Source organism: Halodesulfovibrio aestuarii DSM 17919 = ATCC 29578 (genome assembly GCF_000384815.1).
In the GTDB taxonomy this organism is placed as follows: Bacteria; Desulfobacterota; Desulfovibrionia; order Desulfovibrionales; family Desulfovibrionaceae; genus Halodesulfovibrio; species Halodesulfovibrio aestuarii.
This window is the reverse complement of record NZ_ARQF01000019.1, coordinates 316999-343077: the sequence shown is the minus strand read 5'-3', so window position 1 is coordinate 343077 and position 26079 is coordinate 316999. Positions and strand designations below refer to the sequence as shown.

General features: G+C 45.0%; 20 protein-coding genes. 6 read left to right on the top strand and 14 right to left on the bottom strand.

Annotation, left to right across the window (positions count from 1 at the left end; genetic code table 11):
* Window positions 1-80: 80 nt before the first annotated feature.
* Genes F461_RS0105480 through F461_RS0105470 form a run of 3 tightly spaced genes read right to left on the bottom strand, consistent with a single transcriptional unit; the run spans window position 81 to window position 2983 of the window.
* Window positions 81-1559: a tripartite tricarboxylate transporter permease gene (locus tag F461_RS0105480; protein WP_020000147.1), complete on the bottom strand. Its 1479-nt coding sequence runs from the start codon at window positions 1557-1559 to the stop codon at window positions 81-83.
* Window positions 1560-1570: 11 nt separating this feature from the next.
* Window positions 1571-2035 (bottom strand): tripartite tricarboxylate transporter TctB family protein, encoded by a 465-nt coding sequence (locus F461_RS0105475; protein WP_020000146.1) that lies wholly within the window; start codon window positions 2033-2035, stop codon window positions 1571-1573.
* 6 nt (window positions 2036-2041) lie between these two features.
* Window positions 2042-2983 carry a tripartite tricarboxylate transporter substrate binding protein gene (locus F461_RS0105470; RefSeq protein ID WP_020000145.1) on the bottom strand — a complete coding sequence of 314 codons (942 nt, stop codon included), beginning with the start codon at window positions 2981-2983 and terminating at the stop codon, window positions 2042-2044.
* 553 nt (window positions 2984-3536) lie between these two features.
* Here F461_RS0105470 and F461_RS0105465 point away from each other — a divergent pair.
* The 3 genes from F461_RS0105465 to F461_RS0105455 are packed head-to-tail and all read left to right on the top strand — an operon-like array spanning window position 3537 to window position 8637.
* A complete protein-coding gene (locus F461_RS0105465; protein WP_020000144.1) occupies window positions 3537-4892 on the top strand; it encodes an ABC transporter substrate-binding protein in 1356 nt (451 codons plus the stop codon).
* Window positions 4889-7285 (top strand): ATP-binding protein, encoded by a 2397-nt coding sequence (locus F461_RS18555; protein WP_020000143.1) that lies wholly within the window; start codon window positions 4889-4891, stop codon window positions 7283-7285. Before F461_RS0105465 ends, F461_RS18555 begins: the two co-directional genes overlap by 4 nt.
* Window positions 7286-7287: 2 nt before the next feature.
* A complete protein-coding gene (locus F461_RS0105455) occupies window positions 7288-8637 on the top strand; it encodes a sigma-54-dependent transcriptional regulator (protein ID WP_020000142.1) in 1350 nt (449 codons plus the stop codon).
* A 13-nt stretch (window positions 8638-8650) separates the two neighbouring features.
* On the opposite strand, the gene F461_RS0105450 is transcribed toward F461_RS0105455, so the two are convergent.
* From F461_RS0105450 to F461_RS0105400, 10 genes are all read right to left on the bottom strand, one after another.
* Window positions 8651-9250, bottom strand: coding sequence for an alginate export family protein (locus tag F461_RS0105450; RefSeq protein ID WP_020000141.1), 600 nt, complete (start codon window positions 9248-9250; stop codon window positions 8651-8653).
* A 71-nt stretch (window positions 9251-9321) separates the two neighbouring features.
* Window positions 9322-10662, bottom strand: coding sequence for a PAS domain-containing protein (locus F461_RS0105445; RefSeq protein WP_020000140.1), 1341 nt, complete (start codon window positions 10660-10662; stop codon window positions 9322-9324).
* Between the two features lie 226 nt (window positions 10663-10888).
* The gene (locus F461_RS19270; RefSeq protein ID WP_020000139.1) at window positions 10889-11599 is read right to left on the bottom strand and encodes a DsrE family protein; all 711 of its coding nucleotides are present in this window, start codon (window positions 11597-11599) and stop codon (window positions 10889-10891) included.
* A 395-nt stretch (window positions 11600-11994) separates the two neighbouring features.
* Complete coding sequence (locus tag F461_RS0105435) at window positions 11995-13140, bottom strand: amino acid permease (protein ID WP_020000138.1); 1146 nt, start codon at window positions 13138-13140, stop codon at window positions 11995-11997.
* 394 nt (window positions 13141-13534) lie between these two features.
* Complete coding sequence (locus tag F461_RS0105430; protein WP_020000137.1) at window positions 13535-15208, bottom strand: FmdE family protein; 1674 nt, start codon at window positions 15206-15208, stop codon at window positions 13535-13537.
* 34 nt (window positions 15209-15242) lie between these two features.
* Complete coding sequence (fdhD, locus tag F461_RS0105425; RefSeq protein WP_020000136.1) at window positions 15243-16130, bottom strand: formate dehydrogenase accessory sulfurtransferase FdhD; 888 nt, start codon at window positions 16128-16130, stop codon at window positions 15243-15245.
* 17 nt (window positions 16131-16147) lie between these two features.
* Window positions 16148-17086 (bottom strand): formate dehydrogenase accessory protein FdhE, encoded by a 939-nt coding sequence (locus F461_RS18545; protein WP_020000135.1) that lies wholly within the window; start codon window positions 17084-17086, stop codon window positions 16148-16150.
* A gap of 58 nt (window positions 17087-17144) precedes the next feature.
* Window positions 17145-17873, bottom strand: coding sequence for a 4Fe-4S dicluster domain-containing protein (locus F461_RS0105415; protein WP_020000134.1), 729 nt, complete (start codon window positions 17871-17873; stop codon window positions 17145-17147).
* A 46-nt stretch (window positions 17874-17919) separates the two neighbouring features.
* Window positions 17920-20961, bottom strand: coding sequence for a formate dehydrogenase-N subunit alpha (fdnG, locus tag F461_RS0105410; RefSeq protein ID WP_143154808.1), 3042 nt, complete (start codon window positions 20959-20961; stop codon window positions 17920-17922).
* A gap of 203 nt (window positions 20962-21164) precedes the next feature.
* Entirely contained in the window at window positions 21165-21563 is a 399-nt protein-coding gene (locus F461_RS0105400) for a winged helix-turn-helix domain-containing protein (protein ID WP_020000133.1), read from the bottom strand.
* A gap of 316 nt (window positions 21564-21879) precedes the next feature.
* On the opposite strand from F461_RS0105400, the gene F461_RS0105395 reads away from it, so the two are divergent.
* Together F461_RS0105395 and F461_RS0105390 are read left to right on the top strand one after the other, a co-directional pair.
* The gene (locus F461_RS0105395; protein ID WP_020000132.1) at window positions 21880-22353 is read left to right on the top strand and encodes a pyridoxamine 5'-phosphate oxidase family protein; all 474 of its coding nucleotides are present in this window, start codon (window positions 21880-21882) and stop codon (window positions 22351-22353) included.
* A 152-nt stretch (window positions 22354-22505) separates the two neighbouring features.
* Window positions 22506-22958: a NanQ anomerase/TabA/YiaL family protein gene (locus F461_RS0105390; RefSeq protein ID WP_020000131.1), complete on the top strand. Its 453-nt coding sequence runs from the start codon at window positions 22506-22508 to the stop codon at window positions 22956-22958.
* A gap of 78 nt (window positions 22959-23036) precedes the next feature.
* Here the strand turns inward: F461_RS0105390 and F461_RS17175 are convergent, their stop codons facing one another.
* Window positions 23037-24125: an SEL1-like repeat protein gene (locus F461_RS17175; RefSeq protein WP_020000130.1), complete on the bottom strand. Its 1089-nt coding sequence runs from the start codon at window positions 24123-24125 to the stop codon at window positions 23037-23039.
* Between the two features lie 671 nt (window positions 24126-24796).
* Between F461_RS17175 and F461_RS0105380 the strand changes: the two genes are divergently transcribed.
* Window positions 24797-26008 (top strand): outer membrane homotrimeric porin, encoded by a 1212-nt coding sequence (locus F461_RS0105380; protein ID WP_020000129.1) that lies wholly within the window; start codon window positions 24797-24799, stop codon window positions 26006-26008.
* Window positions 26009-26079 lie beyond the last annotated feature (71 nt).

Genomic DNA, 26079 nt, shown 5'->3' with positions numbered 1-26079 from the left:
TCAGAGCGTGTCTCTCTCGTCAGTATATCACTCTGCCGTATAACAAAGTGTATTCTTTTGAAGATCTAAGAGCTGGCGTATTACGCTGACTTTGTAGGGTTTTTTTTGATAATGTTGATAAGTGGTGGCACGAGCAATAGGAAGGTAATGAACCATAACGCGAGCGCTTGCGGGCTTTCGAAGAAGATAGCTGCGCTGCCTCTGCTCATGATAAGGGCCTGTGCAAAACCTGTTTCGGCAATGGGGCCAAGAATAAGTCCAAGAATAAGTGCCCCAAGAGAAAAACCTGTTTTGTGCAGGAGTACAGCTCCAATACCGAAGAGTAGGCACAGGAATACATCAAGCACGCTGTTGTTCATTGAGTAAGAACCGAGAACTGAAAATAGGCAAACAACAGGAATCAACAACTCAGTAGGAGTGAGCGCTATTTTTGCAAAGTACGGTGCCATGTACAGTCCCAGAATTAAAAATACGATATTGGCAATAAAGAGTGAGAATATAAAGGCGTAGGTCATGGAACCATAGGTGGTGAACAGTTCTGGCCCTGGAATGAGACCATGTACTAATAAACCGCCGAGTAATGCTGCGGCAACACTGTTGCCCGGAATGCCGAGGGTAAGAGTAGGTACTAGGGAACCACCAACACAACCATTGTTGCCTGCTTCAGCAGCAGCAATGCCTTCCGGATTACCTTTGCCGAACATTTCCGGTTTCTTGGAACGTCTTCTTGCGATGTTGTAGGAAAGAAACGCTGCAATGGTCGCGCCTTCACCAGGTAGAATTCCTACAAGAGTACCGGTAAGTGAACCGATGCTGATGTATTTGAAAATTCCTTTTGGAAGAGGTTCACGCTTGATTTCGGTAACAAGGTCAGCATCTTCTACAACACTTTTTTTCCCGGTGAGTGTAAGCATTTGTGAGATAGAGAACATGCCTATGAGTACCGGCATAAACGCAACACCATCATATAAATCTGTCAGACCTGCAGTGTAGCGCAGCATGCCTGAGATAGGGTCTGTGCCGACAACCGCAATGATCAAACCGATCACACCTGAGATAAGGGATTTGATCAGGCCGGTTTTTTCATCAGCCATGGAAACAAGCCCTGCGAGGCCGAGGAGCGCAAGCAGAAAATACTCAGGTGGTCCAAATGTGAGTGCAAATTTGGCTAAGATTGGGGCCAGAATTAATAAGATGAGTGTTGAAAAGATGCCCCCAACGCAACTTGCAATAACAGAAACTTTAAGTGCTAAGCCCGCACGGCCCTGCTGCGTCATAGGGTAGCCTTCAAGTGCGGTTGCGACTGCTGCTGGCGTGCCTGGTGTACGCAGAAGAATTGCAGGAATTGATCCGCCGTACATAGCTCCGCAGTACACCCCACCCATAAGAACAAGGCCTATAAGCGGGTCAAGGGTAAAGGTGACAGGGATGAGCAGGGCAACAGCCATAGTTGCAGTCAGCCCCGGCATCCCACCGATTGCTACCCCGGACACAGTGCCGAGAAGCACTGCAAGTAATGGCATAGGCGCCATCAGGGAAAAGAGTGATTCTAAAATCATGCGATGTATCCTTATCCGAACAAGCTACTTGTCGGTAGAAAAACTCCAAGCAATTTTCCGAAAACAAGATAGACGAAAAGTAGAATTCCTACAGTTGTTAGACTTATCGTCACAGGCTTTCGTGCTCCAAGCAGAAGCATAGCTACGGGGAGAAAAATTGCTGATGCCAAGTAGAACCCTAATAGTTCAAACGAGGCAGCGTAGAGGAATAGCAGGATGCACAGTCCCCAGAAACGCCGAGGCGCTTCTGCCATGTTAAGAGGTGCTTTCTGTTTTTTTTGCTCTTTGTTTTTTGCTTTTGAAGTGAAAAACAGTTCAGCCATGCATAAGATGCCAAGGCAAATTGCCAGAAAGCGAACATACGCGGCTGTCGAGCCTTGGACGAATTTTGGGTACGCTGCGGTGCTGTTATGAAGCAGCACCGCAAGTACCAAAAATCCGCCGAGAAGTAATAACTCAGCAAATCTCTTTGTCATATGTTGTTACCAAGGGTTTTTGTCGTAGAAATACTGTGTTTCTTTCTGGAGGCCTTCAAGGTATGCACGATAGTCTTTGCCGGACATTGGCTGGCGGCTGAAAACGTTCTTTTTGCAGTCAGCAATGAAGTCAGGATCGCTGTTAACTTTAGCGAGAAGATCGTCAAGCTTGGCAAGAATGGCTTTATCTGTTTGTGCTGGAGCAACGAATCCGCGGGTTGCAGTCATGTTTACATCATAACCCTGTTCAGCAGCTGTTTTTACCTCAGGGAGAACGTCGGAACGTTGTGCATTGAGGATAGCAATTACACGAGCGGTGCCAGCTTTGTGCTGTGCCTGCATCTGGGAAAGGTTCATAAAGCTTGCATCAGCGTGGTTGCCAAGAATCAACGCTTTCTGCTCTGTAGAGCCTTTCGTAGGGAGAAGGTTAAACGTTAAGCCAGTTGCATTTTCAAATTTTTTGGCGGCAATAAAGTCATCGGAACCGATGCCGTTAACGGCAACTGTCATTGGAGTTTCTTGTGCTTTGTTGATGAAGCCCGCAAGATCGGTGATTGGGCTTTCTTTAGGAACAGCGATGAGTAAAGGATCGTCTACAACGTTGCCTATGATGTGGAAGCTGTCGAGAGTGTAGCGAGCACGCTTGGAGACAATGTGAGATACAACCTGTGTGGTGAAAACTAAGCCGATTGTGTAGCCGTCATTTTTAGCACGGGCGATTGCTTCAAAACCTTTCTGGCCACCAGAGCCTGGAATATCCTGAACTACAAAGTCTGCGTCACTCCAGTACTTTTTGGCAGCATTAATAAAAATGCGGGCAGTGGTATCGGTTGATCCGCCAGCTTTGGATGGAACAATGATAGTGATAGGTTTGTTTGGGTATTCAGCCATAGCATACATAGGGAATGCAAAAACAAGTGCCATGAGAAATGCTAAGAGTTTTTTCATTACGTACTCCGTGCGTTGTGTGCGGCGAGCTGCCGCCGGTTGACGAATACAGCCGGCAATCCATCAACCGGCAGAATCGTAATTTAACAAAAAAAAAGAGCGTTACTTACTGCTCCTCCTTTCCTACCGTGTGAAGATTTTTTCACGGTACTTTTATATATCAAGTATTGTGCCATCGAATGGTAAAGCTATAGTTCACTAATTTTGTTGTAAATAGTTCGTATTTTTCTTTTCCTTATCAAATTGTTGTGGGTCATTTCTGACACAAAATGTTCTAAAGTGACTCATTTTGTTGTGAGCAACATTTGTTACTTTATGTGCTTGCGTCTTTAGGTTTAGAACTTTGTGGAAAGATATTCAGAAAACGCTATAACGTTCTTGGTTGAGTAGAGTACAAGACCAACAACAGGCGTGTTATTGACCCGCTATAGAAAAATTTTTATAATTTTTCCCGATTGTTATGATGCGTTGTTTTTCAAGTGTCTTACGTGACCCATGCCCTGATGCAGGGACATTGTTTCTTCTGATTTGCGGTACTATCTGGAGGTACATAATGTACGCTGGCTTCTTAAAGGAAGTTCGATATGTCTGCCGGGGGGTGCTTGGCGTTGCTTGTGTCCTGTTCCTTTGCGGGGCGTTTCCCCCTGCGGTAAAAGCTGTCCAATTGTCGCGTCTGCAAATAATTACTTCTTATCCTCCTCGCTTCTACGAACCGTTTATAGAACGGTTTCAATCTCTCCATCCTGAAATAAGAATTTCTATTCTTAATAAAAAAACGACATCCGCAGTCGCAGAACTGTTGCGGGGAAATAATCGAAATTTTGATGTGTTCTGGTCCTCTTCTCCAGACTCGTTTGAGATTTTGAAGCAAGCTAAGATGCTGAGACGCACAGAACGTATTCGACAGCATAAAGCAATAGCCGTTGAAGGGTTTTCTGTGGACGACCCCGACGGCTATTTTTACGGTTTTGCGTTGTCCAGCGTGGGGTGGATGTGGAACGATTCATACTTGAAAAAAGAAGATATTGATGCCCCGAAGTGCTGGGAAGATTTTGAAGATTCGAAATATTATAGCCATGTTGTCATGTCGACTCCTTCACGATCCGGAACCACGCATCTTATTGTAGAAAGTATTTTACAAAAGATGGGATGGGAAAAAGGTTGGGCGTATTTGCTGCGTATGTCCGGAAATCTTGTGACTCTTTCTGCCCGAAGTTTCAGTGTGACAGAAGGAGTTAAGAGCGGACTTTATGGTGTAGGGCTGGTAATTGACATACTTGGCCGTGCACCCGATGCAAAAAATGTCAGGTTTCGGTACGGCGAGCCAGCCCCCCTTATTCCGGCGGGAATCGGTGCATTAAAGAATGGTAAAAATTCTTCTGAAGCAGAGAGCTTTATCGATTTTATGTTGTCACCGGATGGGCAGGCTCTTCTGCTTAAGCCGCAGATACGCCGTTTGCCAGTTGCTCAGCAGATGTATAACAGCGGTGAACTTGCGCAGTCTCAATTGTTCAAGATGATTAAGGAAGGCAAGTCGAAACCGTATGATGCTTATCTTTCGCAGTTGCGATACAACCTTGTGAATCATTTGTTTGAAGAATTTATTACATATAAGTTGTTAGAGCGTCGTCAGCTTTGGAAGCGTTTGCTTTCTTTAGAAAGCCAGTATGCAGCGGATGATCCGTCTTTTGTTTCTGTAAGGAATGAGGTCTACCGTCTGCTTAGTGAGATTCCTGTAACTGAAGAACAAAGCCATGATCCTGTTTTTAATGCAATATTCTTTAATTCATTTACAGGAACACCTAGAAGCCCGGAACAACAGCGGCAGATAGAGCGGTGGCAGCAATTTATGAAAAAGCGGTTGAAAAAAGCCAACGAGCTGTTGGATACAGTGCATAGAACACAATGATACCATCGTTTTTTACTAAATTAGGCATTTGGGAACGACTGCTTCTTGCCTTTAGTGCAATTGCGGGAATGACTGTCTTAGCAGTACTGACTGCACTTTTCCTTTTGGAGAGCTCCAGTGAAATATTCGCGACCATCACAGAAAAAAATCTACCGGAATTAGCGCAAGTAGCTGACATGGCTGAGACCGGTGGACAAATTATAGCTATTGCTCCTAACCTTGTCTCAGCACCCGATGTAGAAACTCAAAAACGGATACGCGCCGATCTGGATTTACTTTTGCTGCAATTTAGTCGCGAGGTAGATCTTCTTGAGCATACAACTCCCAAGCTTCGTCGTGAAATTGATGACCTCCTTGACCACCTGAAAGACAATTTATTTTCATTACAAATTGTTGTTGCGGATCGTTTACGGCAGGAGAAACGTCTTCAAAAGCATATGGAGCGCCTGCGCTGGCTTTATTCTGATATGCTTGAGGAGATTGAGCCACTCAGTCAGGATTTAAACTATAATCTTGATGCTGATATTGATCGAATCCGTCACGCGGCCGGACAAGGTAAAAAAAATATCTCTTCTGCCAGACTTCGTTCCAACCGTCGCTTTAAAAAGGTTGTTGATCGTATTGGAAGTAATGGTGATTTGTTAGTCAGTCTGCTGTTGCAGGCTTCGTCAGCACAAACGGGCACCCATATTGATAACTTGGCTGCACTTGCAAACGATACTATTGCTTCTTTGCGCTTCAATTTAAAACATTATTCTGATGAAGCGAGCGCACTCACATTACGTCAGGTGTTTTCAGAGGTGCTTGCTAGGGCAGAAGGTGCAGATGGCGTTTTTGCCTTAAAGAAAAGAATTATTGCCAACAATATTAAAGGGCAAGAGATCCTTTCTGAGAACGCAAGAATTGTTGGAGAATTGCGTACTGCAATCAAAAAAGTTGTAACACGCACGCAGGGTGAAGCTCTTAGTGCTGCCGCTGTTACCAAGCATAAGTTGGAGCGTGCCCGGTGGGCACAGCTAGGGTTAGTATTTTTTAGTTTGGTTATTGCGGCCTGCGTTTTGTGGTTTTATGTACGCGGCAGTATTGTGGCGCGGCTTAATGCTTTGGCGAGTAGTATGGAAGCCATTTCCGGAGGAGATCTACAATACTGTGTTCCGGAAGCTGGTGATGATGAGATTGGAAAAATGGCTGCGGCGTTGCGTATTTTTCGTGATACAGCTCGGGAAGTAGAAGAAGCAAATGCGCAGGTCATTATCGATAACGCTGCTGTGGGGTTGATCATTGCAGATCCTGATGGGGTAATCCGCTTCTTTAATTCCATGGCCGTTAGTTTGTTTGACGCTGAACCGCAAGTGATGATGGGACAAAGTATTTTCTCTTTCGTGCCAACATCTGAACAACGCTTGTTCAGTGATGCTTGTTCCTTGGCATTTAACAGTGCAGATGATGAGCAAGTCGTTGCTGTGTACCAAGGTGTAAAACGTGATCACTCTGAATTTCCGATAGAAGTGGTTATCCGCCCTATTCAGCAGCGGGCTCGACGAAGTTTGATGATTACTCTTCACGATGTGACAGAACGCGAAAAGGCACAGGAGTTATTGCAGGAAAGGGTAAGAGAGAAGACCGACCATCTGCATTGTATAAATGTCAAACTTCGACAGGAAGTTAAAGAGCGTCGCAGGGTACAGGACGAGTTGGTGCAGGCCGGGAAGCTTGCAGCACTTGGACAGCTCTCAGCGGGAATTGCCCATGAACTTAACCAGCCATTGTCAGCAATCCGATACTATCTGCACAATGCCCGGCTACTTATAGAACGCGGGAAGCTTGAACTTCATCAGGAGAATATCGATAAGATAGACGAGCTTAGCGCAAGAATGGCCACGATGATAAATCACTTGAAGAAGTTTGCCCGTCTCCCTTCAAATAAATTGCATCCGGTGGACGTAGTTCCAGTTATTGAACAGTCTCTGGCGTTGCTGAAATCACGGATTGCTGAAGATGATATTATTATCGAGCGGCGTTATGATGAGAAGCCGTATATAATTAATGCAGAAGATATCCGTCTTGAGCAGGTATTGGTTAATATTATTGGCAACGCTATTGATGCGGTAGGGCTGCAAGGCGGTGATGAACGCAGGATTTCTGTTGATGTGATTGAGGCGGGAGAAACTGTTTGTATTGAAATTGTTGATACAGGAACGGGGATACCGCCAGAAGTAAAGGAATCTATCTTTGACCCGTTTTATACGACGAAAGAAGTCGGTAAAGGGCTCGGACTTGGCCTTTCTATTTCTTATAACATTGTGAAAGACATGAAAGGAGAGATTAGAGCTGTGAATGCTGTAACAGGTGGAACGAAGTTCACCCTCTCATTTCAAAAAGCTGTTGGATAATTATGACCCCGATTGGTGAAATATACTTGGTCGATGACGAAATTGAGATTCGGCAGGCTTGTCAGCAGACCTTTGAGCTTGAAGGCTATGCAATTAAAACTTTCAGTTCTGCGGAAGAGGTGTTGCCGCATATTGCCCCCGACTGGTTGGGGGTCGTAATAAGCGATGTTAAAATGCCGGGGATGGACGGGCTTACTCTTTTGAACCGTATTGGGGAAATAGCGTCTGATTTGCCGGTAGTCATTCTCACCGGTCATGGTGATGTCCCTATGGCATTGGAAGCAATCCGTTCTGGAGCGTATGATTTTTTGGAGAAACCGGCACCTCCAGAATATCTGATAGAGGTTGCAAAACGTGCGCTGGAAGCACGCCGCCTTTGTCTTGAAAACCGCAGCTTGAAACAACGTCTTGCTGTTGATTTCGATCTGGAATCTCGGATTCTTGGTTCTTCACCTGAAATACAACGACTGCGCAAGACTGTAAGTTCATTGGCTTCGATTGATGTTGATGTACTTGTTTTAGGGGAAACCGGAGTCGGTAAGGAGCTTACAGCTCGTTCTTTGCATGATTGTGGTAACAGACAAGGTGGAAAGTTTGTTCCGTTGAACTGCTGCGCTATCCCGGAAAGTCTTGTGGAAAGTGAATTATTCGGTCATGAGCGGGGCGCATTCACAAACGCTTCAAGCCGTCGAATCGGTAAAATTGAGTTGGCGCAGGGAGGGACGCTTTTTCTAGATGAAGTGGAGTCTATGCCGCTTGATATTCAGGTAAAGCTGTTACGTGCATTACAAGAACGTGTGATCGAGCGCGTGGGCAGTAACCAGCTTATCCCAGTAGATTTCAGGGTGGTCGCAGCCTCTAAAATAGATCTGCGTGAAGCGGTCAGCAAAGGAACGTTTCGTGAGGACCTGTTTTTCCGGTTAAATGTAGCCCGGGTTAGTGTTCCTCCATTACGCGACAGAGCCGAGGACGTTATGCTGTTGCTTCATCATTTTATGGTTGTGATGGCTGAGCGGTTTAACAAGCCTGTCCCAGATGTTGCCTCCAGCGTAAGCAATCATCTTCAGCAGTACCCATGGCCGGGAAATGTCCGAGAGTTGCGTAACGTTGCCCAGCAGTTGGTTCTTGGTTTACCGCTGGACTTATCATGCGATGAAAATGAGGTTTCTTGTGAAGCTTCTTCTTCTGATATTATTGTTCTTGATGATCTGGTCGAGCATTATGAGAAGCAGCTCATAATCGATGCGTTGGCGCGTAATGACGGGCGCATTGAGAAGACCGCCTTAGATTTGGGTATCCCGCGTAAGCGTCTCTACTTGCGAATGCGTAAGTATGGTTTGCGGAAGGAGTAGGCTTGTATGGAGGTTAGTATGTGTACTCTGTGACTAAGGCTATCCTCCATGCGTCTTCGATATTTAAAATACCCCATGTGCTTTCATCAAGGTCGAGATGGATATACGCGACAGATGGAATAAGTTTCAGTTGTTCGTGCAGGTTAATAGTTCCTTCATAGTTTACTTCCAGCGCAAAATCTTTGTCGGTTAAGTATTTCGCAATATTTGAAGTCGGATTTTCCAAATGTCCGTTTTTCACGATACTGGCATCGTTTGTTCCCCATATCCCGATTACTTTTAGTTGCTGGGTCATCCAGTCAATATAGGTAATATCTTCAAGCACGATTCCGGCAGCAACTTTACCTGTAGCATCAGCAAAACGTTGGCCGCTTTCGTTCGCGTATACATCATCAAACCCGTAGCTGCTGATGAGCCATCCCGCGTTAACAAACGGCATACGTCCGGCACCGTTTTTATAGGCATCACTATCGTCACCAGAGGCCCACCAGCCTATGATACCGGGGGTTATATTTTCAAAAGCGTACGTTGTTACGTAGTAAATCCAAGGCGTAACCTTCTTGTGATTTGGAACTCGAGGATATGTATGTATTTTTAGAGAGTTAAAAATCACGGCCCAATAAAAAGGTGCCAGCCCCCTTAGTACATGATGAAAAGAGATCGGGCTTAATTACTCCACTGTAATTAAGATATTTTTTTATTCTCACGATTCATTGTGTCTAATACTTCTAAGCAGTACTGCCGTATTAATTCGTGACGTTGAGCCTGATTCGCCCGTTTATTTTGGTACATATGGTTGTCTGCCGTTGCTGTCAGGGTGCCAAGTTGGGCAGGGTATGACGCTGTTGCTACACCGAATGAAACAAATAACGAGCCGTTAATATTGTTTTGCTCTTCAACTTTGTTTTTTAATCGGCGCAATGTATCATTAGCGTTTTTGTAGCCTGTATTTGGTAGCAATATCGCAAACTCATCTCCCCCGACCCGGTAAATGCTGTCACTGTCACGAATGCCCCCCGCCAGCATTGTCGAAACTTTTCGCAGGTATTCGTCTCCAAACGTATGTCCTAGTAAATCATTAACAATTTTAAGCCCATCTGCGTCAACGTATATGAGACTTACTGGATAGTCGGCTGTTGTTAGGGAACTGAGTTTTTTGTCAAAAGAATACCGGCTGCGGACAGAGGTTAACGTATCTTTTTTTAAGGTTCTTACTAGCTTTTCTTTTGATTGTTGCAGTTCGTTAATATCAATATGGACTCCTGTAACACGACAAGCTTTACCTTCAGCGTCCCTGCTCGTTACAATGCCTTTTCCCAAAACCCAGATCCAGGAGCCGTTTTTATGTAGAAATCGGTATATGCATTCGAAACTGTCACCATAGTCTGGGCTGTTAATTATCTTAAACTGCAAATCGACCGTGGTTTTATAGTCATCAGGGTGTACTCGCGATGCCCACGAGTCGGCTGTGCCTGGGAATTCTTCTCTACTATAGCCCACCATTTCAAGGTATTTGGGACTATAATATACGTCATTTGTTTGAGCGTCCCAGTCCCAGATGCCATCTTCTGCTGCTTGCAAAGCAAATTTCATGCGCTGTTGCTCATGGTCGATTGCTGCGATACGTTCCTTTTTGATATGAAATCCGCTAATCATTGTGGCTTGTTGTTGAGCATTCCGATGAAGAATATATCCATGAACAACAACAGAAATATATTTTCCACTTTTAGCGCGAATACGGAGTGGGTGTTCATATTGGTTTCCACCATTTGCGGAAGAAACATGGTTGGTATGAACATACCGTATTTTTTCGATATCATCAGGATGGAGTATTTTAATCCAGTCTTTTATTGATGTTGGAAATTCACTGTCTGCATAGCCTAGCTCAGCTAGATAGGAGTCACTGTAATAAAAGGAATCAGCTAATGGTTCCCAATACCACATACCAGTTTCATTTTCTTGAACTGTGCTTTGGTTGACTTTAAAGGGAGATGAAAGAGGCATTATAGAGAGAGAGTTGTGCATGATTACCCTTATAAAAGAAGACGCTGTGAGTCTCCAGATGCTACTATATTAGTTACATCTGGTACGAAGGAGCAAAAGAGAGGAGATAAAGCCCGCTAGCTGATATAAAAAACTAGGTTGTTATTTCTGATTTTTTGTATAGATGGATAGCGCTTCCCCCCCGAGATGCTTTTCACTGCTATTTAAGAGAGCATATACTGTTTAAAATATCGTTATACTCTGTATATTATAATTTGATGTATGCGTAACCTTTGTGCTGTAGGTCAATTATTTCTAATAAACCTGACGAAATAATTTTTACTGTCGGTAGTACCCTGTCAGGTTCAATCTGAAAATCACGCATTGCATTACGGCATACTTTTATTTGTAAGCCAAGATTTGTGAGTTCTGTTAATCTTTGAGCATGAGGGTTCTCTTTAACTAGTAATTTTATACCGGGACCAGTTACCACAAAATATACAGTAAACTTTTGATTTGAAAGTTCTCCGAAATAGTTTTCTATATTCCTGATAGCCATATCAAGTTCAATGTTGCCTTTATCAAAGTGAAACACGACTTCATGATGCATACCTGTTCTGTTTGGATGTACATTATTACGTTTTCTGGTGTGGTAAAATAAGGCGCTGGCTTCCTGGTTTGTATAAAGAATCTGATTAATCAGAGTGTCGTGGAATTGCATGCGGGTAAATCCTCTGCGGATAAAGTAAATTCCAAAAATAAGCATAATGATACTGCCGGATCCGAGAATTGTGAAGATTACTCCTTCTAAATTACTCGATATTTTTGATCCCTTCAGAAGAATGAAAGATATAACCGTCATAGAGAAAGCGCACAGAGCGATGCCGGATCGTAATGTGGTGTGCGCTGTACGTTTTTCTGCAAGTAACAGCGTCAGCTTTTGAAAATCCGTCGGGGCTTTATTTGGTTCGTCATTCATGGGCAGTTGATCCGTAAAAAATGTGTTTGCTGGTTAGAGTGTTACGTTTTCCAGTCTTCGAAGTAGGGAAAAGTTGTTTATTCAATGTGAGAAAAACTTGCAGATCTCCAAAACAGGGTTTTACCCTATGGTCTGTTGTGAATGTAAGAATATTCCAGCATGCAAAAAATGATATCTGCTTTTGTGATGATAGTTTGTAGTGTTTTACAATGAATCATTATAGTAGGTTAGGTACAGAACTGTCATCAATATTATTACGGAACGGTTTTTCTGAAAAAGCTGTTTTGATGCTATGCTAATGGGATATAATTTTAAAGGGTAGTTGGTATGAAAAAAAGCTCCTGCATAACATGCAGGAGCTTTTTTGTTACCTTATATGCAATGAAAAAGGCTAGTTACAAGTAGTTTGCTGCAATAATAACAAGACCGAAGACAAAGCTTGTAATAACGGCGGGACTGCCTCCTATTGCCCTAAATTGCTGACTTTTACCCTCAGAGCGCATTTTGAGTACCATGATACATGGGAGAAAAATTGCGATGACGGCAAGTGCAGCACCGGCATGGGAAAGTGCAGCGATAAAACCGTGTGGTGCTAAAACGGATGCGGCAAGAGGGGGGAGGAAAACCAGTGCGCTTGTTCCCGCGCGGCTGACGTTGTCATTACTGCGTTTGAAGGTTTCTGCAACGAGATCGAACAATCCAAGGGACACTCCGAAGAAAGACGTGATAAGTGCGAGTACTGCAAATACAGATACAATTCTTCCAAGCCATGTTGATCCGTTACTGATAAGGCTAATAAGAGCATCTACGTTAGCCATGCCTGCAAGCTGCGCCGGTGTTGCGCTACCAAGAGAGAGCATTAACCATGTAACGTAACAGAGGCCGGGGATACTGCTGCCTATGACAAGAATTGTAACCAGAGATTTTTTATTTTCACCTACAAAGCTGACGACGCTGGGAATGGAGGCATGAAAACCGAACGAGGTGAAGAGTACAGGAAGTGCTAGAAGTAAACCTTTAGGTGTGGGAGTACCCATATTTAGATTTTGTAGGGAAATATGACCGCCAAGACAGGTAAAACTGGCAACCATAGCACTGAGCATGATTATAAATAATATTTTGTTTGCAGAAACAAGGGCATTGGTGCCAATGAAGAAGATGATAGCGCTGATGATGGCAAAAGCGGCAGAACCAATGCGTGCATCAATAGTAAGAGCATTGGATATAATGCCTCCCATGCCAGTCATATAGGCAACGAGAAGACAGTAAGCGAGAAAGAAAACACTGCCTGTGGCGATAATTTGCCCAGGTCGTCCTAGGATTTCGCGTGTCATATGATTGAAATTTACCCCTGAACCCAATTCAAGGTTAATTTCAATAAGCATTAAACCCGAAAAGATAGCTAGTGCCCACATCACGAGCATGGCCAGACAGCCTGTAACAAATCCGAGACTTCCGATTACCATGGGAAGTCCCAGCATGCCTGCACCAATTGCAGTCCCTGCGACAATGCTAATCGCACCAATATTTTTAGAACTCATACAACACTCCAATTTGCAATGCTGAAAGAATCTTCAACATTGAGCAATTAGCCTCCACAAATTTGTGGGATTCAATGTAAGAACAAAGTATTTTGCTTAGTTGCGTGTACTCAAGGCAGGAAGGCTTGTCCATGGAACAGGGTAGGGTATGAATTTTTTTCATAAGCAAAAAAAGAGAACTTTTATGCATAAGTAAAAGAAAGAGCTGTCAGCAAGATATCTCTGATTCAGGCAAAAAATAAAACCGCCCGTACAATTTTTTGTAAGAGCGGTTTTTATCGTTTGAAAGTTATTCGAAATTTCTGACTAGCGCCTTACAGCGCGTTTCGTAAGCTTTAAAAATGGGGATGGATATGCCGTTCGAATTTTTGCCGAGTTTGTCCAACTGCATTCTTTATTTCCCGAACGGGCATTTAGGGAAGGAGCAGTTTGTGCAGTTGAGACACATACCTCCTTCGCCCATGGAAGCGAGCTCCTCTCTGGTAACTTCCACTCCGGCTAAAAGGCGCGGAAGGATAAGATCAAGACTGGTGTGTTTAAAGAATAGAGCACATGCCGGAACCCCGAGTAACGGAATGGATCCTATCTTACCCACGAGAGTCATGGCTCCGGGAAGAATAGGGGCGCCGTAAAGCAGGTTATGCGCTCCGGCATCAAGCAAGCCTTGACGTGTTACGTCATCAGGATCGACAGAAAGTCCTGCTGTTGTAATGATGATATTGCAGCCAGCCTGAACAAATTTCTGAGCAGCATCACTGATTGCCGTACGGTTATCCGGAACAATTGTAGCGCGGTGGATATCGCCGCCGAGGGCAAGTAATTTTTTATGAATGATGCTGCGGAATTTGTCATCAATAATACCATTGAACACTTCATCACCGGTGATTAAAACACCGGCTTTTGCTGTCATGAGCGGACGAACCTCAAACAGCGGTGCTTCCTGCAATATGTGCAATGCCTGATCAAATTGCAGCCGTTGCAGATATAAAGGGATAGCACGGGTTCCTCCAATTTCCGTTCCTTTGCGTACAATGGTGTTCCCGTTACGCGATGCTGCCATGACACCTGAGCACATATTGAATTGTTTCATAGCGTCAGCATTGACTCTTAGTAGACCATCCAATTCTGCTATCAGTGTAACCTTGCCTTCATGCGGTTCACCTTTTGTGCTTACGCCTGTTCCGCACATGGCAGTGGCAAATGCATTGGCGCAGTCATCTTCGTGTACCCAGTCGTTACCTACTTCAGCATCTGTTACATAGACGTTGTTTTTTCCCATCTGTTGTAATCTGCATAGATCTCCTGCGCCAAAGGTATCGCCGCGTTTAAACGCTGCTCCTTTGCTTGTTCCGGGAAGAATGCTTGTCATGTCGTGTACCGCATTTTTGCCCAGGGCGGTGTTAGCAGGTACGGTTTTTAGTTCTTCCGGCACAGGGAAGACAATGTTGGAAGGCATAGAAAGAGTTGTGTGACCTGCGTACGGAGACTCTCCCTGACAAGCTCGGCAGAGAGCTCCGTGAGCTGAAGGATATGGCTCTCCACAGGAAGAACATGGTGTAACCTTGCCTTTACTGCGCTTAATCAGTTTAGGCTTAGGAATAGTTATAGGGGTGGTTGAAAGAATATCTGCGCCGTAGCCGCCAATCTCTCTGCGAAGCTTTTCAGAATCTTGTTCCTGTTTAGGCTTTTCTTTCATCAACCATACGAGGATTTCAGAGTCTTTTGGGATTTTATGTATGTCCAGCCACACGCGCACACCTTCTCCGGTGTGTTTGTCATAGAGGCTCATGGCGTATCTTCCCAGATTCAGAACATTCATCCATCCGTTGCCGATAGTGCAGGGGGTAAGCATCTGAATTGCGTCCGGAAGACACCACGTTGTTTCTGATATGGCTTCGTACAACGTACCTTCCGGCATATGTTTTCGAGCTTCCTCCACCATGTATCCACCAATGAGCAATCCCGGAGCAGGATAGTTGTGAAAGAGTGTGGCCATTTCTATAAATTCTTCGAACGTATGATTACCTATGTTTTTAAAAGCAGGTTGCAGATCACAAGCTTGAGACATCGTGTAACTCCAATGATCTATGTATTAGTAATGATTATAGAAGGTAGTTGATAGTGGGTGGTTCGGTCTGTACTTGCGGATTAGGTGCCGAAAATCCAAGCCGTTTGCTGTGGGAGTAGATATTCATACGACCATTACGCACAAAGCCTAAAAGCGTTCTGTTGTTCTGTTCAGCCAGATGAATTGCAGAGCTGGTTACCGCAGAAAAACCGGCGATAACCTGAGCTTTTACAGCGGAGGATTTTCGCAGCATTTCATGACTCACCCGTGAGGAAAGAAGGATGAGCCGGATGTCATCGATATGGCCGGACTGCATAGTCTGTCCTATGGATTTGTCCAGAGCGTTATGTCGCCCCACATCCTCGCTGTAAGCAATCAGTGAAAGATTCTTGTTATACAGGGCGCAGAAGTGTGTTGCACCTGTATTACTGAATAGCGCCTGACATGCTTCAGATTCTTTTTGCAGCGAATGCACCTGTTCCGGCGTAAGAACAAAGTCATTCCCGACTTCAGGGAAGCGAGCAGGAATTCCGTGTGTTCCGCTGCCGTAACAGGAGCTGCTCACACGGACGCCTTTGTGTTGCAGAATTTGATATATACGCTCTTTGCCACCCTCAATTAACAGGGCAACTTCTGCCTCCTTGGGTGAGCTTTTGTGATGCTGTAGCTGAACCCGTTCCGTGCTGGAAATGAATTGTTCTGTAATGCAAAAACCTAGCGCAAGCGCGACCTCATTTCCCGGTGTACATTCAAGTGTAGCAATAGGAATTGCATTCAGCGTGATGGCAAGGGGAAACTCAACCAGAATTTGATCATCTGAAGGATGTGCCTTCTGCTCACGGTACCGCAGGATAGTACGGGTTAACATTTGTTGAACCACAGGGCATGAAGCCGTTGCGGCGGCTGATGATTGTTTTGACATAGGATGTCCTGTTCAACTTAAAAAGTGTTCCAAATGGTGTGAACGAGCGGTTTAAGCTTCTTCTGTGCAGCCTTCATATCAAGATGAATTAACGTTAATGGAGCAGCTGTGATATCCGGAGTAGAAGTTGTATTACGCAAGTCAATGTTGTTGAGATATGTCTTGCACTTGTTGCAGTATTCAACACGTTCGCCAGCCTGTTCCTCAACATGGAAGTAGTGGATGGCTCCGGCTTCGTCATTATTACAGGCAGGGCAAGTTCCGCGGCGGAAATGCCACTGATGGGAACAACAGGAACAGTGCATCATTTTTTTACCGCCACCACCTGCGAGGTATTCAGATTGATCCGCATCTGGACGTTGCTGGATGCTGATGTCCGGAAATGATCCGCAGACGGGACAGTAGGCTTCGCGCCAGAAAATTTTTGATAGTATTTCCGCATGCGCGGTGACATAGGCGCCTAATATGCAGCTTAAAATTTGCTGTGTAATAAAGAGCAGCGTCGCGGGATCTATGCCCGTAGTTTTGGCATGCTGGATGAGTACAGACTCGTTGGAATTTAGAGCAGCACGGAGCAGTGAGGATATAGCCACATTTTTGTTTGCGATAGCTTTCTTATATAGATCCACAGCCGGCCCAATTGTGCCGATTGTTTTCAGATATTCAAACAAGGCTGCTTCTACTTCCAGATAATAGGCTTCTGCCCATTCGATATCGCTATCGGAAAGGATAGGTACTCCTTGCTGAAGTCGTTCTTCCTGAATGATAGGGGCTGGGCAGTTTTTGTTTTCTGTAAGCTTTTCTGCAAGAGATTCAATAAGGTTAGCGCGTGCCGCGTACAGTGCAGAAAACGAATCTATAAGTGGTGCAAGGGCAGGGTGTCTTTCACATGCTGCATGAAATGTTTGCGATACGGAGAGCGTCGTATTGGCGGAGGTTGTGGCAACGGTTTGCATATATTTCTCCTGTCCGGAAAGGGAGTGGCGAAAACCGCCACTCCCATGAGGACAATAGCTAGGATTTAGATACGGAATGTAAAGACGAACGCACTGAGGCAAAGAGCTGTTTGCGCGTTTTAGGCGCAGGAGCTTCGGCAACAACATGGGTATGGTACCGTTCTGGAGCCTCTGCAATCAGATAGATGACGCTTACGTCATCCGGATCTGCAAGCATTGCGTTTGGGTGATCTTTTTTGACCTTGGCAAGACGTTTTTTTGCAAGGGCGAGCATTTCGTCCCTGTCGCCAAAGTTCATGGTGCCAGTTGGACATGCATGCACGCATGCCGGAAGCTGGCCAGCCTGAACTCTGTCGATACACATAACGCATTTGCCCGGACGCTTTGTAGCCGCATCCCAGCGAGGGATATCATATGGGCATGATTCTCTAACGTATTGTAAATCTTCGTCGGAGAATTGCTTCATTTTATCTGTAAAGATGACTGCACCAGTAGCTTCATCTTTAATGATGGCACCTTCTTCCACGGTGTCTGCTGCGCCCTGACAGGGCGGCTCAACACAGTGGCGGCACTGGTCAGGGAAGAAATTCCAAGTGATGGTTTCTCCATCCAGATGCTCGTTGAAGCGTACCAGTTTATAGTTATTTGCATTCAAATCAGGCGGATTCTGGTGTGTTCCTACCTGTTTTGTTTTGTTAGCCGGAAGCTCATACCATTCTTTACAAGCAAGCTGGCAGCCCCGACAAGCCGTGCACCGTGTGGTGTCTATAAGAAAGGCTTTTGACATGTTCTTGCTCCTTTAATTCTGCTGCGTATGCAGCAAAGATGATGATCTACATTTCAATTTCTGTAAGCTTGTCTGCTTTACGGATATTGACGCAACTAGCCTTATATTCCGGGATAGTTGTATTCGGATCACCTACAGAAGGAGTAAGTCTGTTCGTTGAGTCACCTGTACCGGGAGTTGTCCAGCCGAAGCAGAACGGCATACCGATAAGGTGAACAATTTTGCCTTCGACTTTGAGAGGGCGCATACGAACTGTCACCATCGCAATGGCTTCAACTTTTCCGCGAATACTTTCCACAATAACGCCGTCGCCGTTAGCAATGCCTTTTTCTTTAGCCAGTTCAGGGCTCATCTCAACATACAGCTGAGGTTCGGCTTCAAGCAGGTTCGGTACGTTTCGTGTTTCACCGCCGCCGCACCAGTGTTCGGTAAGGCTGTATGTGGTGAGAACAATTGGGAAGTTCGGATCAGCAGGTTTTGCGAGCTTATCCATGTCGCTGTCGATGCGTTTATACACCGGACTGCTGAGCTGGTTTGAGAACGGATGAGAATTAATCGGAGTCTCAACCGGTTCATAATGTTCAGGGATTGGGCCGTCTTTTCTGCCAGGGCCGAAAATCTGACCGTGTCCGTGTTTGCTCATGATGAACGGATTCTTACCTTCACCGCTGGACATAGGTTTCCAGCCGCCATCCGGCACATCACCAACCCATTTTTTGCCGTCCCATTTGATAACAGCTTTTTTAGGGTTAAGCGGCATACCTTCTGCGTTAACAGAAGCTCTGTTGTATAGAATACGGCGGTTTACAGGCCAACACCATGCCCAATTAGGGTACAGTCCAATGTTGGCCTGCATGTCGGTTTGTTCAGGGTTGCGACGTTTTGCCTTGTTGCCATCTTCCTCAGTATAACTGCCTGCATAGAGCCAGTTAAGGGACATGGTTGAACCATCGTCGCCCAGAGCTGTGAAAGACGGAACCTGTTGGCCTTTTTTGTATTTTTTACCTTTTACTACGGTGTCTTTTGTGAACTGACCGTTAATGAGGCGCGTCCAGTATTCGGCATCGTATGTTTCAGGCCAGTTGAGCATTGTAATTGCTTCTGGAAGCTTGCCGCCTTCTTTTTTGTACAGGTCGCGTACTCTGTTCATCAGAGGAACGAATGCTGCACCGAAGGAGCGCGCTTCTGCTTCCGGCTCAATTACTTTGTCATGCCAGCCAAGCCAGCGACCGGAGTTGGTAACTGTACCTTCTTTTTCAACACGGTGTGCAGAGGGCAGCAGGAATACTTCAGTTTTGACCTTCTTGGGGTCAACGCCCGGACGGTGCCAGTTATCTGTGGTTTCGGAATTATGAAGTTCCTGTGTTACCAGCCAGTCCAAGTTGTCCAGTGCCTTACGTAACTTGTTGGAGTTCGGCACACTGTTCATCGGGTTGAGGCCGATAATGAAACCACCGGTGATTTCATTTTTGTACATGCGGTCGAACAGGAACATGTAAGAGTGGTCTGCGCCTTTTTCAATTTTAGGGAGCAGTCCGTAACAGTATCCATTTTCGGCAGTTGCGTTGTCACCGAACCAGCCTTTCAGCAGGCTGGTGAAGTACTTAGGCTTGTGCTGCCACCAGTTTGCACTCTGTGTATCGTGAGAAACAGGAGTGTTGGCTTTGTTGTACTCTGCATATGTCTGCCAGTCAGCTTTAGGCATAGCCATGTAGCCCGGAATAATATGGTAGAGCAGGGTATGGTCCGTTGAGCCCTGTACGTTCGGCTCTCCACGCAATGCATTAATGCCGCCGCCTGCAATCCCTATGTTACCGAGGAGTAACTGAAGAATGCCAGCACTGCGGATGTTTTGTACGCCTACAGTATGCTGGGTCCAGCCCAATGCATACATGATAGTACCGGCACGTGTTGCTGTTCCGGTAGAACTGAAGTTCTCATATACTTTGCTGAGGTTGTCTTTGGATACGCCCGTAACAGAAGACACGTTATCAAGATTGTAACGTGAGAAGTGTGTTTTCAGCAGATTGAAAACACAGCGCGGGTGTTTGAGAGACATGTCTTTTTTGGGAATACCGTTGGAATCGAGATCAAACTTCCATGAGCTTTGATCATATGTACGATTTTTAGGGTCATACCCGCTAAACAGACCGTCATTGAATTCAAACCCTTCGCTTACTATGTACGGAGCGTTGGTGTAGTCTACTACGTAGTCTTTGAAGTACTTTCCGTTTTCAAGCACATAATGAATCATACCGCCCATAAAGGCGATATCTGTGCCGGAACGGATAGGTACATGGAAATCAGAACGGGCAGATGTACGGGAGAACTTAGGGTCAACATGCATTATTGTTGCACCTGCGTCTTTAGCCCGTAACACCCATTTGAAGGAAATAGGGTGATGTTCAGCGGCATTACTGCCGATGATCAGGATTGAATCGGCATTCTTGATGTCGATCCAGTGGTTTGTCATAGCACCGCGTCCAAACGACTCTCCCAGAGCCGCTACAGTTGCGCTGTGTCAGATACGTGCCTGGTGGTCCATGTGGACGACACCGAGGCTGCGCATAGCTTGATGGATAAGGGCACATTCCTCGTTGCTGGCATGCGAAGTACCAAGCAGGAACATTGATTCCAGACGGTTGACGGTCTGGCCTTTATCATTTTTTAAGATAAGTTCTTTGTCCCGGGTCTCTTTAACTTTTTTTGCAATTTTAGTGAGAACCCAGTCCCAGTCTTTTTCTTCCCATTTATCACTGTATGGAGCACGGTACATAGGTTTTTTAACCCTGTGCTCGTTGCGTGACATAGAAAGAAGGGCTGCACCTTTAGCGCAGAGTGCTCCTTCATTGATTGGGAAGTCCGGATCACCTTCTGTACTGATGAGCTTTCCGTCGCGAACATGTGCGATGATGTGACAGCTTACTGAACAGAATGGACAGATTGTGATGACTTCCTTAGCGCCTTTTGTTTTGAGGGAAGTCGCGTAGGCCTGCGCTTCCGTCAAATCAAAGCCGAGCTGTCCCAGTGAGAGGCAGGCTACCCCGGCACTGGTGAGCTTTAGGAATCCTCGCCGCGTATAACTCATGCGTTGGCCTCCTGTAGTGAGTAAGATAATTGTACTGAATTTATACAATGCATAGAGCAAACTATCACACGCTGTTCATTTTTGTTGCAAGTTAAATGTTTAAACTCAGTATGTTAACATTAACACGCCTATGGGCGCACCTTTCCCGATAATGTGTCCTTGAATTGATAAGCACATTTTTTAAGCAGAGGAACATAGGCTGGTTATTCTCTTGAAATTACGGGAGAAGGAAGGTCTTTTATTGACCAATACTTGTCAGGTGCATACCCGAAGTGTTCTGCAGCGGATGAGAGTGCATACTGTTCTACGTTATCCAGCCATTTTTTATAGGATGAAATAAGATGCTTCGCTGCTGTACTGAGCTGAGCTGAGGAACCTTTCCCGGCTTGCTGCTCTAGCAATTTCACACCGAGGATTTTTTCAGATGCCTTAATTTTTCCCCAAGCTGCCCTGTACGACATACCCAACGCTTTAGCTGCCGCACTGAGTGAACCAGTGTGCTCTATGTATTCAAGTAGTTGTAATCTTCCTTGTCCCATAAGAACCCCCGAAGAGGTTTCGAGCCATAGGTGAATTCGCATTGTTGGAGCGCCAGTTGTCATCGTATTAATCCAGTTGAGTGTTTCTTTTTTATTATGTCTAAAAAGATATAACAAAATGGAAAAGTAGTATTATTTTAAAATATTACGCTTTGTTTGGCACTGAAATGGGTAACTACCTTAAATATTGGGGATTCATTAAGTTTTTTACGTGTTGTGTTGTAGTTATGTTAAATAAAACATAGTAGTTAAATGGTATTTTAAAGATAGATATTAACCTATGCATAAAAAGACATAGGTTTGTTTTGTGGAATCTAAATTGTTTTTAGGTAGCTTTTTAGTAAGAGATGTGGTGCGTATAATTCTTTAGGAGAAAATAATGAGGCGAAAAGATAAAGATGTTACTGGAGAAGAGCTTGTTGATGAAGTGCTAGATGCTGTGGCTGTCTGTCGTTTAGGAATGTGTGTAGACAATAAGCCGTATGTCGTTCCTCTAAATTTTGTGCATCAGGGAACGACTCTGTTCATTCACTGTGCAAAAAGCGGTAGAAAAATTGACGTACTGAATAGCAATCCGAATGTATTTATTGAAGTAACTCGTGAGGGGGCGTTTGTTCCATCATCAACTACTGAAAATATATGTAACAGTGGGTATACCTTCCAATGTTTAATGGCGAACGGAATCGTTGAGTTTGTTCAGGATGTTGAAGAAAAGAAACGAGTTTTGGATGCTGTTTGTGCGAAGTATTATGGCAAGGCAGGAACAATGCCTGCTTCGGAAGTTCGTCGTACTTGTATATTGAAAATTGAGCTTACAGATATCAGTGTGAAACAGGCTGGCGACTGGTCATGAGAACAGGTTCAGGCATAGATTGAACGATGGGTATTGACTTGCACGCATCATGCTCTTTTTTTGTGCGTCTTGCAGTATATTGTCATTGAAAAGGCAATTCGTTTGATGCAGGGTGACGCTCAGTTATCTAATAAGTAATGAGGAATGTTGAGATGATTTTAGATGTTTTGGAGCATGCTGCAAGATATGAAGCGTTATCACCATATTTTGCTGAAGCCTTTGCCTTTTTGCGCCGTGAGGATCTGCATGACTTGCCGGACGGGCAGTATGAGATACAGGGCCGCAAACTGTTTGCTACAGTAGTCCATCAACAGGGTAAATCTGTTGATGAGGCAAAGCTCGAAGCGCATGACGAATACGTCGATATACAGTTTGTGATGAAGGGTAATGAGCGTATGGGGTGGAAGTCGCGAGGTGACATATCCGTGCCTGCTGAAAAGCCGGAAGAATATCCTGATGTGTACTTTTACGATGAGCCACCGGTTAGCTGGAATACTGTTTTGCCGGGAAGCTTCGCTATCTTCTTTCCTGAAGATGCACACATGCCTATGATTTCAGATGATGAAATTCATAAGGTAATTCTGAAGGTTGCGGTGAATTTATAGCTATATATGCGGTGGTGCTTGCTTGAGAGTGTAAAAAAATGATGGTCACCTGAGTGTGTCGTAGGGGGCGACAGCGGGTTACTCTACATTCGAAGACTCAACTTCCTGCATTTCCATTGGCGGCATTTCCGGTTTTACATATAAATCGATTTCCTCAATAGCTTTCTGTAGCCCCTGATTTGCTGCTTTTTCTATCCAATACGCAAATTCTCCCAGATTTTTTTCGACACCTTCGCCGTACTTATAGCACATTGCTATACGGTATTGCGCATCTTTATCATCTTGCTTTGCAGATTCGAGATACAGATAGGCTGCTTCTTCTAGATTCTGTTCAATCGCCTTTCCGGTTCGGTAGCGCTCTGCAAGGTTGTATTGTGCAATAGCATGACCTTGCTTAGCTGCTTGGTAATACCAGAAGGTTGCTTTTTTTTCATCCTGCACAACGCCGGTACCTGTTGTGTAATAATATCCCATATTATTTTGTGCAACAGCATTACCATGTTTGGCCGCCTTCGCATACCATGTAATAGCTTTGTTCAGGTCGGTATCAACGCCTTCCCCGCGTGCATAGCTTGCAGCCACATGAATATATGCATCTGCAAAGTCCTGATCCGCAGCGAGCTTGAACCAATAGAATGCGGTGATAGGGTCGTATTCTACTTCAACGCCTTGAGTGTAGAAGCAAGCAAGAGAGTATTGTGCCATAGCATTGCCGCCTTCAGCCGCCTCTGCGTATAGTGTGAGAGCTTTGCTGGCAGACTGCTCAACACCGTCACCGTATTCATAACAGCGAGCCACCTCTGCGGTGGCATCAACACTGCCTGCAGCCTGTGCGCGTTCATACCATTGAAGAGCTGTTTTGTTGTCTGCAGTCACTCCATGCCCGTAACGATAGATGTCTCCAAGCTCAAGCTGCGCCCGACTGTATCCTTGTTCCGCAGAGGCAATAAAGAGGCGAAGACCTCTTTCCTGACTGGGCTCTGTTCCCTGTCCCCAGTAATAGCATGTGCCAAGGTAATAGAGTGCCTCAGGAGTTATATTCCGTCCCGATGATTCAAAAAGAGAAATGGCGAGTTCGTATTCTTCGTTATTGTAAGCCGTAAGGGCTTGCTCAAGAGAAGAATGCAGGGATGCTTTGGTGAACAGTTTTTTTACGGAAGAAAACACAGGCGCTCCAGTCAGTCATGAATAGTGTATCGAATCGGCAAGGTGTATCTTTGCAGTACATGGCAATGCGCACGGGTACAAGTTTGAAAGATTGATAGAGAAAAAAATGTACAGTGCCGTCGCGTTCCATAGTGTGTAAAAAATTATAAGTAGCTAATCAAGACGGTACGTTTCTTTCGTTTTGATACGTTGTTGTCGTTGGTTAATATAAAGACTTTTTATATTAGGAAGGTAAGGAAATGTCTTACAAGTGGTCTAAATATAAATATGTACAAAAGTAGACATATTTATGTAGATAAATATGTTGCTAGTTCAAGAATATTGTTGATGCAAAAAAGTTAAACCGTGTATAGACATAGATCAAAGAAAATTTTTGTTCCTAGTCATATGTTTTGATTACTACGTAAATGATCTGAATAAAAACGTACGTGGTTATGCTTAGATAAAAGAACAAGATTTCCATTTTGAATGTAATGAGAGTTTAGCCACTCTTATTCATATATGAAGCTCACCATAGAGGCATGTAGATAATCGTTAGCCGCGAAGATCAACATGAAGCCACCTCAATATAAGAGCTTCATTCTCGGCTGCATATTTTTTTACCCACGGGTACAAAAATTTGAACGGCCACTGACTTTGGATTTTAGTGAACTTAAGAAGGAAAATTTATTATGAAACGTATTATCGTTCTCGCACTTGCTGCATGCATGGTGCTTGGTGCTGCTTTTAGCGCATCTGCTGCTGAATTTAAGGCTTCCGGTTTCCTCTACGCTGGTTACGACTACCTTAACGTAGATAACAACGGCAAAACAAATGATTTCTCTCAGCGTTTCCGCTCCCAGATCGACATCGTTGCATCTGAGTCCCTCTCCGGTACCGTATTCTTCGAAATCGACCAGACTTGGGGTCATGCAAATGGCAACATCGGTAACAACTCCGGTGGTGCTCTTGGTGCTGACGGCGTTAACATCGAAACCAAACGTGCTTACATGACCTTCCTCGTACCTTCCACTTCCGTTCAGGTTCGTGCTGGTATCCAGGGTCTTGCTCTTCCAGGCGCAGTTGCTGGTTCTCCAGTAATCAACCATGACGTTGCTGCTATCGTAGCTAGCACTTCTTTCGGTAAAGTTGATGCAACTGCATTCTTCGCACGTCCTTACGACGCTGATGCTTCTAGCACAACTGCTGACCTCTTCGGTGCTATCGTTTCTGCAAACCTCGACGTAGTAACTGTTAGCCCTTACATCATGGTTTCTAACAACGGTCACGACTCCGGCGCCCTCAACGGCAACGAAGCACAGTGGTACGGTGTTGCAGTAGAAGCTACTCCAGTTGAAAACCTCACTCTCGCATTCGACGGTATCTACGGTGCTGTTGAGTCTCAGGACGATGGCTTCTTCTTAGCTGGTAAAGCTGCTTACGCAACTGACTTCGCAGTTCCTGCATTCCTCGCATGGTACGGTTCCGGTAACGACAGCGACGGCGAAGGCATCATGCCTACTCTCGAAGGTCTTGACTTCGTTCCTTGTACTCTTGTTGGTTTCGGTGCTGCTGCTACTTCTTCCGATGCACTCTTCGGTAGCGCAATCGGCAAATGGGGCGTATCTCTTCAGGCTTCTGAAATGTCCTTCATCGAAAAAGTTTCCCACACTGTTCGCGCAACCTACATTCGTGGCACTAACGACGACGACCTCGCAGCTAACATCACAAACTGGTCCGATGATGATTCTGCAGTTGAATTTGACTTCGTAACCACTTACGCTGCATACGATAACCTCGACATTATCGTTGACCTTGCTTACGCAGTAACTGATCTCGACGACGCTGCTCCTAGCACTGACGACGTTTTCAAAGCTGCTATCGGCGCACAGTACAACTTCTAATTTAGAAGTTATTTTTACAAAGTCAGTGAGCTAACAGCCACTATAAGAGGTACCCGTAACGGGTACCTCTT

Bases quoted from the DNA above. Each gene is read 5' to 3' on its own strand.
- F461_RS0105455 (WP_020000142.1), top strand. From the start codon at position 7,288: ATGACCCCGATTGGTGAAATATACTTGGTCGATGACGAAATTGAGATT.
- F461_RS0105400 (WP_020000133.1), bottom strand. From the start codon at position 21,563: ATGACAACTGGCGCTCCAACAATGCGAATTCACCTATGGCTCGAAACC.
- F461_RS0105380 (WP_020000129.1), top strand. From the start codon at position 24,797: ATGAAACGTATTATCGTTCTCGCACTTGCTGCATGCATGGTGCTTGGT.
- fdhD (WP_020000136.1), bottom strand. From the start codon at position 16,130: ATGTCAAAACAATCATCAGCCGCCGCAACGGCTTCATGCCCTGTGGTT.
- F461_RS18555 (WP_020000143.1), top strand. From the start codon at position 4,889: ATGATACCATCGTTTTTTACTAAATTAGGCATTTGGGAACGACTGCTT.
- F461_RS0105390 (WP_020000131.1), top strand. From the start codon at position 22,506: ATGATTTTAGATGTTTTGGAGCATGCTGCAAGATATGAAGCGTTATCA.
- F461_RS0105445 (WP_020000140.1), bottom strand. From the start codon at position 10,662: ATGCACAACTCTCTCTCTATAATGCCTCTTTCATCTCCCTTTAAAGTC.
- F461_RS19270 (WP_020000139.1), bottom strand. From the start codon at position 11,599: ATGAATGACGAACCAAATAAAGCCCCGACGGATTTTCAAAAGCTGACG.
- F461_RS0105475 (WP_020000146.1), bottom strand. From the start codon at position 2,035: ATGACAAAGAGATTTGCTGAGTTATTACTTCTCGGCGGATTTTTGGTA.
- F461_RS18545 (WP_020000135.1), bottom strand. From the start codon at position 17,086: ATGCAAACCGTTGCCACAACCTCCGCCAATACGACGCTCTCCGTATCG.
- F461_RS0105465 (WP_020000144.1), top strand. From the start codon at position 3,537: ATGTACGCTGGCTTCTTAAAGGAAGTTCGATATGTCTGCCGGGGGGTG.
- F461_RS0105415 (WP_020000134.1), bottom strand. From the start codon at position 17,873: ATGTCAAAAGCCTTTCTTATAGACACCACACGGTGCACGGCTTGTCGG.
- F461_RS0105430 (WP_020000137.1), bottom strand. From the start codon at position 15,208: ATGTCTCAAGCTTGTGATCTGCAACCTGCTTTTAAAAACATAGGTAAT.
- F461_RS0105395 (WP_020000132.1), top strand. From the start codon at position 21,880: ATGAGGCGAAAAGATAAAGATGTTACTGGAGAAGAGCTTGTTGATGAA.
- F461_RS0105470 (WP_020000145.1), bottom strand. From the start codon at position 2,983: ATGAAAAAACTCTTAGCATTTCTCATGGCACTTGTTTTTGCATTCCCT.
- F461_RS0105480 (WP_020000147.1), bottom strand. From the start codon at position 1,559: ATGATTTTAGAATCACTCTTTTCCCTGATGGCGCCTATGCCATTACTT.
- F461_RS0105435 (WP_020000138.1), bottom strand. From the start codon at position 13,140: ATGAGTTCTAAAAATATTGGTGCGATTAGCATTGTCGCAGGGACTGCA.